General features: G+C 72.7%; 11 protein-coding genes. 1 reads left to right on the forward strand and 10 read right to left on the reverse strand.

The window, feature by feature from the left end:
- Window positions 1-25: 25 nt before the first annotated feature.
- From ACEY2A_RS04945 to pta, 6 genes are all read right to left on the reverse strand, one after another.
- Window positions 26-1,345: an RIP metalloprotease gene (locus ACEY2A_RS04945; protein ID WP_374929754.1), complete on the reverse strand. Its 1,320-nt coding sequence runs from the start codon at window positions 1,343-1,345 to the stop codon at window positions 26-28.
- Entirely contained in the window at window positions 1,345-2,532 is a 1,188-nt protein-coding gene (gene dxr, locus ACEY2A_RS04950; RefSeq protein ID WP_374929755.1) for a 1-deoxy-D-xylulose-5-phosphate reductoisomerase, read from the reverse strand. Before dxr ends, ACEY2A_RS04945 begins: the two co-directional genes overlap by 1 nt.
- A 32-nt stretch (window positions 2,533-2,564) precedes the next feature.
- Entirely contained in the window at window positions 2,565-3,512 is a 948-nt protein-coding gene (locus tag ACEY2A_RS04955) for a GH25 family lysozyme (protein WP_374929756.1), read from the reverse strand.
- 187 nt (window positions 3,513-3,699) lie between these two features.
- Window positions 3,700-5,202 (reverse strand): NAD-dependent succinate-semialdehyde dehydrogenase, encoded by a 1,503-nt coding sequence (locus ACEY2A_RS04960; protein WP_374929757.1) that lies wholly within the window; start codon window positions 5,200-5,202, stop codon window positions 3,700-3,702.
- Window positions 5,203-5,206: 4 nt separating this feature from the next.
- Window positions 5,207-6,394 carry an acetate/propionate family kinase gene (locus ACEY2A_RS04965; protein ID WP_374929758.1) on the reverse strand — a complete coding sequence of 396 codons (1,188 nt, stop codon included), beginning with the start codon at window positions 6,392-6,394 and terminating at the stop codon, window positions 5,207-5,209.
- Window positions 6,391-8,496: a phosphate acetyltransferase gene (pta, locus tag ACEY2A_RS04970; RefSeq protein ID WP_374929759.1), complete on the reverse strand. Its 2,106-nt coding sequence runs from the start codon at window positions 8,494-8,496 to the stop codon at window positions 6,391-6,393. The genes ACEY2A_RS04965 and pta overlap by 4 nt, the downstream gene beginning before the upstream one ends.
- A 61-nt stretch (window positions 8,497-8,557) precedes the next feature.
- Between pta and ACEY2A_RS04975 the strand changes: the two genes are divergently transcribed.
- Window positions 8,558-9,730, forward strand: a complete 1,173-nt coding sequence (locus ACEY2A_RS04975) for an LOG family protein (RefSeq protein ID WP_374929760.1) — start codon at window positions 8,558-8,560, stop codon at window positions 9,728-9,730.
- An 8-nt stretch (window positions 9,731-9,738) separates the two neighbouring features.
- On the opposite strand, the gene rlmN is transcribed toward ACEY2A_RS04975, so the two are convergent.
- The 4 genes from rlmN to pyrH form a co-directional block, all read right to left on the reverse strand.
- A complete protein-coding gene (gene rlmN / locus ACEY2A_RS04980) occupies window positions 9,739-11,025 on the reverse strand; it encodes a 23S rRNA (adenine(2503)-C(2))-methyltransferase RlmN (protein WP_374929761.1) in 1,287 nt (428 codons plus the stop codon).
- 20 nt (window positions 11,026-11,045) lie between these two features.
- A complete protein-coding gene (locus ACEY2A_RS04985) occupies window positions 11,046-11,921 on the reverse strand; it encodes a phosphatidate cytidylyltransferase (protein ID WP_374929762.1) in 876 nt (291 codons plus the stop codon).
- A gap of 24 nt (window positions 11,922-11,945) precedes the next feature.
- The gene (gene frr / locus ACEY2A_RS04990) at window positions 11,946-12,506 is read right to left on the reverse strand and encodes a ribosome recycling factor (protein WP_374929763.1); all 561 of its coding nucleotides are present in this window, start codon (window positions 12,504-12,506) and stop codon (window positions 11,946-11,948) included.
- Window positions 12,507-12,567: 61 nt separating this feature from the next.
- Window positions 12,568-13,305: a UMP kinase gene (gene pyrH / locus ACEY2A_RS04995; protein WP_374929764.1), complete on the reverse strand. Its 738-nt coding sequence runs from the start codon at window positions 13,303-13,305 to the stop codon at window positions 12,568-12,570.
- Window positions 13,306-13,317: the final 12 nt, after the last annotated feature.

Genomic DNA, 13,317 nt, shown 5'->3' on the forward strand with positions numbered 1-13,317 from the left:
CCCGGCCTCGCGCCGGTGGCGTCGATCACCCCAGACGTACCGGTGCCACGATGTCGGCGTAGATCAACAGCAGGGCCATGCCCAGCAGGAGCACCGCCATGCCGGTGGCCAGCGGCATCATGCGCGCGACGTCCACGTACCCCGGGTCCGGCAGTCCCCGCAGCCGCGCCCAGGCCTTCTTCGTGCCCTCCCACAGCGCGCCGGCCACGTGGCCGCCGTCCAGCGGCAGCAGGGGCACCAGGTTGAACACGAACAGCGCCAGGTTGAGGCTTGCCACCAGGCTCGTCCAGAAGGCGACCCGCTCGCCCCAGTCCAGTCCCAGCTCCTGGCTGGAGGTGACCTCACCGGCCACCCGCCCCACCCCCACCACGGACATCGGCCCGTTGGGGTCGCGCTCCTCCAGCCCCAGCACCGTCTGCCCGATGTCCCACAGGCGCGCCGGGATGGTGAGCACCACCGATGCGGTGCGGTACAGCCCGTCGCCGACGACACCGGGCACCTCCGTGACGGGCTGGCGCACCTGCTCCGATGCGGGGGACGCGCCCAGGTAGCCCACCTCCTGCAGCACCGGCTCGCCGTCGCGCTCCACCGCCTGGCCGTCCTGCACCACCGGACGCTCCCGCAGCACCGGGTGCGCGGTGAGCTCCACCTGCCGGCCATCACGCTGCACCACCAGCGGCAGCTCCTCCCCGGCGCTGGAGCGGATGGCCTCGGTGATCTCCTCCCAGCTGGACACCGTGGCGCCACCGGCCCGCAGCACGGTGTCCCCCGGCTGCAGTCCCGCCGCGGCCGCGGGGCTGGGCTCGTCCTGCGGACCGCACTCGGTGGCGGCGGGGTCCTGGGGTGCGCACTGGACGACGGTGGCCAGCGTGGTGGTGGGCTGCGCCGTCCCGTGGAGCGTGAGCAGCCCGGTGATGAGCACCACCGCGATGGCCAGATTCATCAGCGGGCCGCCGAGCATGATCATGACCTTGCGCCACACCGGCAGCTTGTAGAAGACGCGGTCGGCGTCCTGCGGCCCGACCTCCTCCATCGCCGCGTGGCGGGCGTCCTCGGACATCTGGTCCAGGAAGCCGGTCGAGGTCGAGCGCACCGTGCCGGCGGGGTCCTCCCGCCGCGGCGGCAGCATGCCGATCATGCGGATGTAGCCGCCCAGCGGGATGGCCTTGATGCCGTACTCGGTCTCGCCCCGGCGCCGCGACCACACCGTGGGCCCGAAGCCCACCATGTACTGGGTCACCTTCACCTTCGAGGCCTTGGCCGGGACGAGGTGGCCGATCTCGTGCAGGGCGATGGAGGCGCAGATGCCCAGGAAGACGACCACCACCCCCAGCAGGTAGAGCATCAGCGGCGCCCCACCGCATCGATGAGGCGGTGCGCGGCCGCCCGCGCCTCACCCTCGGCGGCGAGCACGGCCTCGAGGGTCAGGCCGGCCTCTCCCCCGCTGCCGAGCTGCTCCACGACGGCCGCCACGGTGTCGGTGATGTCGGTGAACCCGATGCGCGCGTCGTGGAAGGCGTCCACGCACTCCTCGTTCGCCGCGTTGTAGACCGCCGGAGCGGTGCCTCCCAGGCGGCCGACGTGCACGGCGAGGTCCACCGCCGGGAAGGCCTCGGAGTCCAGCGGCTCGAACTGCCAGGACTGGGCGCGGGTCCAGTCGGTGGGCTCGTCCACCCCGGTGAGGCGCTCCGGCCAGGACAGGCCCAGGGCGATGGGGACCAGCATCCGCGGCGGGCCGATCTGGGCGATGGTGGAGCCGTCGTGGAACTCCACCATCGAGTGGATCTGCTGCTGCGGGTGCACCACCACCTGGATGTCGTCGAAGGGCACGTCGAACAGCAGGTGGGCCTCGATGACCTCCAGGCCCTTGTTGACCAGGGTGGCCGAGTTGGTGGTGACCACACGCCCCATCGCGAAGTTGGGGTGGGCCAGGGCCTGCTCGGGCGTGACGTCGGCCAGCTCCGCGCGGCTGCGGCCCCGGAAGGGACCACCCGAGGCGGTGATGACCAGCCGGCGGACCTCCTCACGGCGGCCGCTGGGCAGGCACTGCGCGATGGCGGCGTGCTCGGAGTCCACCGGCACGATCTGGTCGGGACGCTGCAGGGCCGCGCGCACCAGCGGGCCGCCCACGATGAGCGACTCCTTGTTGGCCAGGGCCAGGGTGCTCCCGGCCTCCAGCGCGGCGAGGGTGGGGCGCAGGCCGATGGAGCCGGTGATGCCGTTGAGCACCACGTCCACCGGGTCGGCGGCCAGCTCGGTGGCGGCGTCCTCGCCCACCAGCACCCGGGGGTGCAGGTCCGCCCCGCCGGGCACCGCGTCCAGGGCGGCACGCAGGTCGGCCCGGTCGCCTCGCGCCAGGGCGACGACCTCGGGACGCAGGGCGGCCACCTGGCGGGCGAGCAGACCCAGGTCACTGCCCCCGGCGGCCAGGCCGTGCACCACGAAGCGGTCGGGGTGCTGCTGGATGACCTCGACCGCCTGGGTGCCGATGGAACCGGTGGAGCCCAGGAGGGTGACGCGACGCGCAGACATGGGCGTCAGGGTACGTCCGCGCGCCGCCCGGGTCAGCCGTGGGTCGCGAGCTCCCGCAGCGCGGCGCGGTCACCGTGGAAGCGGTTGACGTCATAGCCCTTGTCGGTGACCGGTCGGGTCTGCCACACGGTGTGGGTGGCGCCGTGCTGCGACCAGGACCAGGGGGCCGTGCCGGGGGTGGCGTCGTAGCGGGCGAGCCAGAGGTGGATGTCGGAGTAGTCGGCGCGGCCCACGCAGGTGTTCCACCAGTCCGCGTTGGTGTAGATGACCGGCTTGACCCCGGTGAGCTGCTCGTAGCGGCCGATGAAGTCGCGCACCCAGGCGTCCATCTGCGCATGGTCCATGCCGTAGCAGACCGGCCCGTAGGGGTTGTACTCCATGTCAAGCGCCCCGGGCAGGGTGCGCCCGTCGGGGCTCCAGCCCCCGCCGTTGGCCACGAAGAACTCCGCCTGCTGGGCGCCGGAGGACTCGGCGGGATTGGCGAAGTGGTACGACCCGCGCACCATCTGCTGCTCGGTGGCCCCGATCCACTGCGGGCTGAACACGGGGCTGGTGTAGTAGTCGCCCTCCGTGGCCTTGATCCACGCGAACTCCGCACCGACGTCGCTGAACCACTGCCAGTCCTGCACGGTGGTGTGGCTGCTGGTGTCGATGCCGTAGGGACCGTGGGCGTCGGCCGCCTGCGGGGCGATGGCGGACGCCGCCCCCACCGGACCGAGCGACGCGGTGCCCTCGACACCGGGGCGGACCTGATCGCGCAGGCTCCACCCCATCGTGGCCTGGCCGGGGCGCTCGATCCCCTGGGCGGTGGCCCGGTCGGTGGGCTCGGGCGCGACCTGCTCCGGCAGGCGCTCGCCGGGCGCGTGGCCCGCCTGGGCCGGGGCCAGCGAGCCGGCGGTGGCCAGCGCCAGGACGCCGGCGGCGAGAGCGGGACCGCGCCGGGCGCGGGACGTGCGAGGGGACGGGGTGCTGTCAGGCATGGCTGCTCCGAGGGAGGGGTCCACCGGTCGGCGCGTGCCTCCGGTGCGGTCGGGGGCCACGCTAGGGAGGCCCGCCGCACCGGGTCCGCGTCACGACCGGTCCGGCCGGGCATCCACACCGAGTCCTCAGCCGCCCTTGACCTGCCCTTGACCCGCGGGGGTCACGGGCAGGTCCGGCGATGGGGGGTCAGTCCGCGAGTCCCAGGTACTGCACCTCGAGGTACTCCTCCACGCCCTCGTGTCCACCCTCGCGGCCCAACCCGGACTGCTTCACCCCGCCGAAGGGCGCCGCCGGCTGGGAGACCACGCCCATGTTGAGGCCCACCATGCCGGTCTGCATGCGGGCGGCGAAGTCCATGAGTCGCGAGACGTCGCGGGAGTACACGAAGCCCACCAGGCCGAACTCGGTGTCGTTCGCCGCCGCCAGGGCCTCCTCCTCGCCCTCGACCACCTGGATGGGGGCCACCGGTCCGAAGACCTCCTCGGCCAGGATGCGGGCGCCGGCCGGCACGTCACCCAGCACCGTCGGCGGGTACCAGGACCCACCCTCGGGCAGCGTGCTGCGCAGCTCCTCGCAGCCCTGCGGCCCGCCGGTCAGGACCTTGGCCCCCTGGTCGAGCGCGTCGGCCACCAGCTCGGTGACCTTCCCCAGGCCGTCGGCGTCGATGAGGGGGCCCAGGTCGGTGCCCTCGTCACCGCCACGCCCCACCGTCCGTTGCGCGGCGACCTCCGCGAAGCGGGTGGAGAACTCCTCGGCCAGCTCGCGCACCACGATGAACCGGTTGGCCGCCGTGCAGGCCTGTCCGATGTTGCGGAACTTGGCCGCCATGGCGCCCTCCACCGCCTGCTCCAGGTCTGCGTCGCCCAGCACGACGAAGGGTGCGTTGCCGCCCAGCTCCATGGACGTGCGCAGCAGCGTCTCGGCGGCCTGGCCCTGCAGCGTGCGGCCCACGGGGGTGGAGCCGGTGAAGGTGAGCTTGCGGAGCCGCTCGTCGGCGATGAGCTCCCCCATCACCTCCGAGGTCTGGCTGGTGGTGACGCAGTTGGCCACGCCCTCGGGCACCCCGGCGCGGTGCAGCAGGTCCACCAACGCCATCGAGGTGAGCGGCGTGGCCGAGGCCGGCTTCAGCACCACCGTGCACCCGGCGGCGAGCGCCGGGCCGATCTTGCGCGTGCCCATCGCCAGCGGGAAGTTCCACGGGGTGATGGCCAGCACGGGCCCCACCGGCTTGTGGCGGGTGAGGATGGTGGAGCCACCGGCCGGGGCGGGCACCATGCGCCCCTCCAGGCGCACCGCCTCCTCGGAGAACCAGCGGAGGAACTCGGCCCCGTAGGCCACCTCGCCGCGGGACTCCTCCAGCGACTTGCCCATCTCCAGGGTCATGAGCGCCGCGAGCTCCTCGGTGTGCTCGATGAGCAGGTCGAAGGCGCGGCGCAGGATCTCCGAGCGCTCCCGCGGCGGGGTGGCGGCCCAGTCCTCCTGGGCGGCCACGGCCGCATCGAGGGCGGCCACACCGTCCTCAGGAGTGGCGTCGGCCACCTCGCGCAGGGTCTTCCCGTCGCTGGGGTCGGTGACCGCGAACGTCCCTCCCCCGGCGGGCTGCACCCACCGTCCGCCGACGAACAGTCCGGTCAGGTCCTCCCCCACCAGGTCGTCGAGCACCGTCCGCAGGTCACTGTGAGAGGTCATGCCCTCAGGGTGTCACTGTCGCCGCGGCCGCGCGAGCGATGTACAGCTCCTCGTTGGTGGGGGTCACCAGCACGGCGACCCGCGAGTCGTCTGCGGAGACCACCGTGGACTCCGCCCGGCCGCGGGGGACGGCGGCGTTGCGCCGGCCATCGAGGGACACGCCCAGCACGGCCAGCCGCTCGCACACCTCGGCGCGCAGCTCCACGTTGTTCTCGCCCACGCCCGCGGTGAAGACCAGCGCGCCCAGCCCGCCCATCACCGCGTGGAAGGCGCCCACGTAGCGGACGATGCGGTGGATGCTCACGTCGAGTGCCAGGCGCGCCGCGGCGTCGCCCGCGGTGGCCGCGGCACGGACCTCACGCATGTCGTTGGTGCCGGTCAGACCGCGCAACCCGCTGCGCCGGTTGAGCAGGTCGTCCACCTCGTCCACGTCCATGCCGTGGCGCAGCAGGTGCAAAAGCACGCCGGGGTCGATGTCCCCGGGCCGGGTGCCCATGACCAGACCCTCCAGGGGCGTCATCCCCATCGAGCAGTCCACCGGACGGCCGCCGTCCACGGCCGCGGCCGACGCACCGTTGCCCAGGTGCAGCACCACCACCTTGAGCTCCGCCGGGTCGCGGCCGAGGTCCTGTGCCGCCCGCTGGGAGACGTAGGCGTGGCTGGCCCCGTGGAACCCGTAGCGCTGCACGGCGTACTCCCGGGCCACCTCGGTGTCGATGGCGTAGGTGCGCACCTCCGGCGGGAGGTCGGCGAAGAACCCGGTGTCGAAGACCCCCACGTGCGGCACCTGGGGCAGCTGCTCACGCGCGGCCTCGATGCCCTGGATGTTGGCCGGGTTGTGCAGTGGCGCCAGCGGGGAGAGCTCACGCATCACCGCCAGGGTCTCGTCGTCCAGCACCACCGGCCGGTCGAAACGGCGCCCACCGTGGACCGTGCGGTGACCCACCACCTCCACGTCCTGGAGCAGGCCGGAGCCGCCCAACTGGTCGAGCACCCAGGCCAGGGCCTCGCGATGGTCCGTGAAGCGCTGGCTGCTGGTCAGCTCGTCGGCGCCCTCGCGCTCCAGGCTGGCGGCCCCGGCCGGCTCCCCGATCCGCTCCACCAGGCCCTTCGCGTGCACGGTGCCCGTGTCGGGGTCCACCACCTGGAACTTCACCGAGGAGGACCCGGCGTTGATGACCAGTGCGCTCACCTGTTGCTCCCTGCGTCGTCGGAGGCCGCCTGCACGGCCGTCATGAGGATGGTGTTGACGATGTCGTCCTCCAGCGCCCCGCGCGAGAGGTCGTTCACCGGGCGGGCCAGACCCTGCAGCAGCGGCCCCACGGCCAGGGCCCCCGCCATCCGCTGGACGGCCTTGTAGGTGTTGTTCCCGGTGTTGAGGTCCGGGAAGACCAGCACCGTGGCCTGCCCGGCCACCGGCGAGCCGGGCATCTTGGAGGCCGCCACGGAGGGCTCGACGGCGGCGTCGTACTGGATGGGACCGGCCACCGGCAGATCGGGCTCGGCCTGCCGCACCAGGTCGGTGGCCTCCCGCACCTTCTCCACCTCGCGGCCCGACCCGGACTCGCCGGTGGAGTAGCTGAGCATGGCCACCCGCGGCTCGATGCCGAAGGCGCGCGCCGTCGCCGCGCTGGCGGTGGCGATGCCGGCGAGCTCCTCACTGGTGGGCTCGGGGATCACGGCGCAGTCGGCGAAGACCAGCACCCGGTCGGCCAGACACATGAGGAAGGCACTGGAGACCTCGTTGCTGCCCTCGGCGGTGCCGATCACCTGGAAGGCGGGACGGATGGTGTCGGCCGTGGTGTGGGCCGCACCGCTGACCATGCCGTCGCACTGCCCGTCGCGGACCAGCAGGGTGCCGAAGTGGTTGACGTCCGTGACCACGGTGCGTGCGGTCTCCAGCGTCATGCCCTTGTGGCGTCGCAGGTCGGTGTACAGCTCGGCCAGCCGCTCGGTGTCCGGGTCGTCCGCCGGGTCACGCAGGGTGGCCCGCGACAGGTCGATGCCGAGCTCCCGGGACCGCCGCTGCATGGCCTCGACCTCTCCCAGGATGGTCAGGTCCACCAGGTCGCGGGTGAGCACCCGGCCGGCGGCGCGCAGGATGCGGTCGTCCGAGCCCTCGGGCAGCACGATGTGGCGACGGTGCTGTTCAGCGCGCTCCACCAGCTGGTGCTGGAACATCAGCGGCGTCACCACGGTGCTCGGTCGGAGGTCGAGCTGCGCCAGCACCGCCCGGGCGTCCAGGCGCGCCCCCACGTGGGCCAGTGCGGCGGTGGTCTTGCGGCCGCTCCCCTGCCCGAGCAGTCCGCGGACCGAGGCCGCCGCCCGCGCCGTCTCGTAGGTGTGCCCCGCGGTCTCGATGACGGGCAGCCGCAGTCCGAGCCCGTCCACCAGCTCACAGACCCGCTCCCCCAGCTCGAAACCACCGTTGAGCACCACGGCGCTCAGGGTGGGGAGCCGGTCCGAGGTGTGGGCGGCAATCAGTGTCAGCAGGATCTCCACCCGGTCACTGGCCGCGATGCACAGCTGCCCGTCGGCCAGCCGCTCCAGGATGTGCTCGGGGTTCATGCCACCCACCAGGATGTCCTCGACCTCCCGGTCCAGCGCGGCCTCGTCACCCCACAGAAGGGTGCCGTCCACCGCGGCCATGACGTCCCGCACCGTGGGGGCCGACAGCAGCGGCAGGTCGGCGATGGTGGCCAGCACCGGCACCGCGGTGCCGTCCTGGGCGACCAGCCCCTCCAGGGCGACGGTCACCGCATCGGGATCCACCCCGGTGACCCGGTTGCACACCACGCCCAGCACGGAGGCGTGCTGGGCCTGCGCCTCGTGGACGCACATCTCCACCACGGTGCGCACCTGCTCGCCGGTACGTCCGTCCCCGTGGACCACCAGCACCATCGGCGCCGAGAGGTTGGCCGCCACCCGCGCGTTGAACGAGAACTCGGTGGGGCCGGTGACGTCCGTGAAGTCCGTTCCCAGGACGATCACCAGGTCGGACTGCTCGGCCACCCGGTGGTAGGCGTTCACGATGCGGGACATCGCCTCGTCCTCGTCGGCGTGGACGTCCTCGTAGGTGACGCCCACCGCATCGACCGGGTCGAGGGTGGACCCCGCCCGGGCGAGCAGGGCGGTGAGGATGTCGTCGCTCTGCCTCTCGTGCAGGCGCGAGACCGGGCGGAACACGCCCACCCGCTCCACGGTGGCGGCGGCCGCCTCCACGAGGGACAGGGCGATGGCGGACTTTCCGGTGTTCCCCTCCGGGGAGGCGACCATGACGGTGCGGGCACTCATGGGGGCAACCATGCCAGCCCGCTCCCCCGCCGGCGCGCCCGACCGCCGGTACCGTGCGGGGGTGACTCCCGAGCACCTGCAGCCGACCCCCGCCATCCCCCTGGCCGGACACCGCGGCCACGCGCACACCCGGGGCGAGGAGGTGGCCGACGCCGAGCAGCTGGAGCGCCTGCTGCGCGAGGTCGAGGCCGGGCGCCGCGGCCTGTACCGGGTCGCACTGGAGAACCTGGACCTGCGCCCGGTCGCCGACCGCCTGCTGGCGCTGCCGGCCGAACGGTTGCAGGGTCTGGTGCTCTTCGGCGGGCAGGTGCCCGATCCACTGCGCGACCGCCTGCTCGACGCGGGTGCCATCCTGTTCCCGCCCGCGCCGGACGCCCCCGTGGCGCCCTACCGCGGCCACGCCTACACCGCCGCCGAGCTGTTCGCCGGGCTGTCACAGGGGTACGCGGACACCCCCGACGGGCGCGCCTACGCGTGGTTCCGCAACGAGCGGCTGGAGGGCGACGCCTACGTCTCGCTGCTGCGCGCCATCCACGACGACTCGATGGTGGACGCCCTCATCGACCCCCTGGCCGACCGCAGCGTGGTGGGCGTGATGGGCGGGCACTCCCTGGCCCGTGGCACCGACGAGTTCGCCGCCGCCGCCGGACTCGGTCATGCGCTGGCCGAGGCCGGCCACGTGGTGCTCACCGGCGGCGGGCCGGGCGCCATGGAGGCCGCCAACCTGGGTGCCCTCGCCCCCAGCGACGAGGCACTGCGCGGGGCTCTGGACGTGGTGGCGCAGGTGCCCTCCTTCGAGGACGTGGACGCCTGGGCACAGGCCGGCTTCGCCGCCAGGCAGGGCTGGGACGAGCCCGATCAGCTGCGCAGCGTGGGCATCCCCACCTGGTTCTACGGCCACGAGCCACCCAACGTCTTCGGCCAGCTGATCGCCAAGATGTTCTCCAACGCCCTGCGGGAGGACGTGCTGCTGGCCCAGTCGACCGCCGGCCTGGTGGTGCTCCCCGGTGCCGCCGGCACCGTGCAGGAGATCTTCCAGGTGGCCACCCGGCTGTACTACGCCACCCCCGGCAGCGAGCTGGGGGCGCTGGTCCTGGTGGGCCGCGAGCACTGGACGCAGACCCTGCCTGCGTGGCCCCTGCTGCAGGCACTGGGCACCGACCGGGACATGGGCGGTGTGCTGCACCTCGTGGACGACGTCGACGAGGCCGCGGACCTCATCGGCCCCGCCTGAACCGGCCCTCAGGCGAGGGTGCCCTCCGGGGCGGCCGCGAGCTGACCGCAGGCGCCGTCGATGTCCGAGCCGCGGGTGTCGCGCACCGTGGTGGGGATGCCGCCGGCGCGCAGCCGCTCCACGAACTGCTGCTCCACGCCCGGGCGGGAGGCGGTCCACTTGGACCCCGGCGTCGGGTTGAGCGGGATGGGGTTGACGTGCACCCAGCCGCGGCCGCGCGCGTTGAGCTTCTCGGCCAGCAGGTCGGCCCGCCAGGCCTGGTCGTTCATGTCCCGGATGAGGGCGTACTCGATGCTGACGCGCCGGCCCGTCGTCTGGAAGTAGCGGTAGGCGGCGTCCAGGGCCTCGTCCACCTTCCAGCGCTTGTTGATGGGGACCAGCTCGTCGCGCAGCTCGTCGTCGGGCGCATGCAGGCTCAGCGCGAGCGTGGCCGCCACGCCCTCGGCCGCGAACTTGTCGATGGCCGGCACCAGGCCCACCGTGCTCATGGTGATGCCACGGGCGCTCATGCCCAGACCGGCCGGCGCCGGGTCCACCATGCGGCGCACCGCATCGACCGCCTTGCGGTAGTTGGCCAGCGCCTCCCCCATGCCCATGAAGACCACGTTGTGCACGCGGTTCGGGCCGCCCGCGGCCAGCGGGGTGTCCAGGGCCGAGGTGTCGGCCGCGGACTCGTCGGGAAGGCCGTCGAGGCTCGGGTCGGCGTCGTTCTCCCCCAGCTCCACCTGGCCCTCGGCCAGTGCGGGCGGCGGCGCGAGCCCCGGGGCCTCGGGGTCGTTGAGCATGCGGTGGGCCGCCACCAGCTGGCCCACGATCTCGGCCGTGGAGAGGTTGCGCGTCAGCCCCTGCTGCCCGGTGGCGCAGAACGGGCAGTTCATGCCGCAGCCCGCCTGGCTCGACAGGCACAGGGTGACGCGCCTCGGGTAGCGCATCAGCACCGACTCCACCAGGGCGCCGTCGTGCAGCCGCCACAGGGTCTTGACCGTGGCGCCGTCGTCCGCCCGCATCACGCTCACCGGGGTGAGCAGGCGCGGCATCAGGCCACGCACCATGTCCTCGCGGCCCTCCTTGGGCAGGTCGGTCATGGCCGCCGGCTCGTCGGTGTACCGCTCGAAGTAGTGCTTGGAGAGCTGGTTGGCGCGGAAGGCCGGCCACCCCGCATCGGTCACGGCCTGCTTTCGCCCGGCCTCGTCGAGGTCGGCCAGGTGCTGCGGCGGCTTGCCGCGGCGGGGGGCGGCGAAGGTCAGCTCGCCGGGGCGGGGCGCCTTGGTGGTGGGCTGCGGAAGATCAGTCATCGCGGCCATTGTCCCACTGGTCAGGGAGCAGGGACGGTCGCGGCCAGGATGGCCCAGGCGACCGGGGCAGCGACCAGGAGTGAGTCCAGCCGGTCCATGATGCCGCCGTGCCCGGGCAGCAGCTCGCTCATGTCCTTGATGCCCAGGTCCCGCTTCAGTGCCGACTCGGCGAAGTCGCCCACCGTGGCGGCCAGGGCCACCGCGATGCCGAGCGGGACGCCCACCCACAGCGGCCCGCCCACCAGCCAGGCCATGGAGGCCACACCTCCCACCGCCGCGAGCACGACCGACCCGGCAAAGCCCTCCCAGGACTTCTTGGGGCTCAGGTTCGGCGCCATGGGCCGCTTGCCCAGGAAGACCCCGGTGGCGTACCCGCCGATGTCGGAGCAGGCCACCATCAGCACCAACGCGATCACCCGCATCACGCCGTCCTCGGGGGCGACCAGCAGCACCGCACACGCGGCCAGCACCCCCACGTAGCCCGTGATGAGGGCAGCGCCGGTGACGTCGGCCAGCGCCCGGGGCAGGCCGGTGGGTGCAGCGTGGGCGGGGTCCTCCGCATCGTCACGCTGCGGCCGGTAGGCCCGCCAGACCACCTGCAGCACCAGCATGCCCACGGCCGCCAGCGCAGCGCCCGAACCGCCGGCGAACCACGTGGCCCAGACGATCACCATCGGGCCGATGACGGTGGGCACCACCGGCACCCGGATACCGCCGGGACGGTTCTTCAGGGCGTTCATCAGCTCCCACGCGGCCACCGCACCCGCGGCCCCCGCGAGCAGCACGAAACCCTCGCGCCGGATCACCAGGGAGACGATGATCAGCGACGCGAGGGCGACGGCGACCGCGATGGCCGCAGGGAGGTTGCGGCCGGCTCGCGGGGTGGTGGCTGTCACGGGCAGTGGGAGGTGAGCCGGAGGTCAGACCTCGAGCAGCTCGGTCTCCTTGGCCTTCAGGATGCTCTCCACCTGGTCGGTGTGCTTCTTGGTGAGGGCCTCGAGCTCCTTCTCACCACGGGAGCCCTCGTCCTCGCCGATCTCCCCGTCCTTGACCAGCTTGTCGATGTGCTCCTTGGCCGCGCGACGGATGTTGCGCAGGGACACGCGGGCGTCCTCACCCTTGCCCTTCGCCAGCTTGATGTACTCCTTGCGGCGCTCCTCGGTGAGGGCCGGGAGCACGCAGCGGATCTGGTTGCCGTCGTTGGAGGGGTTCACCCCCAGGTCCGACTCGCGCAGAGCCTTCTCGATGGCGCTCATGGCCGACTTGTCGAAGGGCTGCACCAGGATGGTGCGGGCCTCGGGCACCTGGAAGGAGGCCAGCTGCTGCAGCGGGGTGGGCGCCCCGTAGTAGTCGACCATGATCTTGGAGAACATGCCCGCGTGCGCGCGGCCGGTGCGGATGTCCGCCATGTCCTCGTGGGCGACCTCGATGGCCTTGTCCATCTTCTGCTGGGCCTCGGCCAGCGCGTCCTTGACGGTCATGCGCGTCTCCTGTGTCGTCGTGGGTCGGTCGGTGTCGTGCCGGATCGGGTGAGCCGTGGGCTCAGTCGGCGGTGACGATGGTGCCGATTCTCTCACCGCGCAGCGCCTGCTCGATGGCGCCCTCGCCCTGCATGCCGAAGACCATCATCGGCAGCTTGTTCTCCATGCACAGGGAGAAGGCTGCGGCGTCGGCGATGCGGAGCTGCTTGGCGAGGGCCTCGGCGAAGGTGAGCCGCTCGTAGCGCTCGGCGGTCGGGTCGGTCCTGGGGTCGGCGCTGTAGACACCGTCCACGCCCGACTTGCTCATGAGCACCTCGTCGCACTTGATCTCCAGCGCGCGCTGGGCGGCGACCGTGTCGGTGGTGAAGAAGGGCATGCCGGCACCGGCACCGAAGATGACCACGCGCCCCTTCTCCAGGTGGCGGATGGCGCGGCGCGGGATGTACGGCTCGGCCACCTGCGTCATCTCGATGGCGGTCTGCACCCGCGTCTCGACACCCTCGGCCTCGAGGAAGTTCTGCAGGGCCAGGCAGTTCATGACGGTGCCCAGCATCCCCATGTAGTCCGCGCGCGTGCGCTCCATGCCCTTGGTCTGCAGCTCGGCACCGCGGAAGAAGTTCCCGCCGCCCACCACGATGGCGACCTGCACCCCACCCCGGACGGCGGCGGCGATCTGCGCCGCGATGCCCTTGACGACGTCCGGGTCCACCCCGACGGAACCACCACCGAAGACCTCTCCGGACATCTTCAACAGCACCCGGCGCGGGGCGGCGTTGCTGTGCTCTGTGGTCGTGCTCATCGGCGGGCCTCC

This window comes from Kytococcus sedentarius (assembly GCF_041937525.1).
Classification (GTDB): Bacteria; Actinomycetota; Actinomycetes; order Actinomycetales; family Dermatophilaceae; genus Kytococcus; species Kytococcus sedentarius_A.

Bases quoted from the DNA above. Each gene is read 5' to 3' on its own strand.
- ACEY2A_RS04955 (WP_374929756.1), bottom strand. From the start codon at position 3,512: ATGCCTGACAGCACCCCGTCCCCTCGCACGTCCCGCGCCCGGCGCGGT.
- rlmN (WP_374929761.1), bottom strand. From the start codon at position 11,025: ATGACTGATCTTCCGCAGCCCACCACCAAGGCGCCCCGCCCCGGCGAG.
- pyrH (WP_374929764.1), bottom strand. From the start codon at position 13,305: ATGAGCACGACCACAGAGCACAGCAACGCCGCCCCGCGCCGGGTGCTG.
- frr (WP_374929763.1), bottom strand. From the start codon at position 12,506: ATGACCGTCAAGGACGCGCTGGCCGAGGCCCAGCAGAAGATGGACAAG.
- dxr (WP_374929755.1), bottom strand. From the start codon at position 2,532: ATGTCTGCGCGTCGCGTCACCCTCCTGGGCTCCACCGGTTCCATCGGC.
- pta (WP_374929759.1), bottom strand. From the start codon at position 8,496: ATGAGTGCCCGCACCGTCATGGTCGCCTCCCCGGAGGGGAACACCGGA.
- ACEY2A_RS04960 (WP_374929757.1), bottom strand. From the start codon at position 5,202: ATGACCTCTCACAGTGACCTGCGGACGGTGCTCGACGACCTGGTGGGG.
- ACEY2A_RS04945 (WP_374929754.1), bottom strand. From the start codon at position 1,345: ATGCTCTACCTGCTGGGGGTGGTGGTCGTCTTCCTGGGCATCTGCGCC.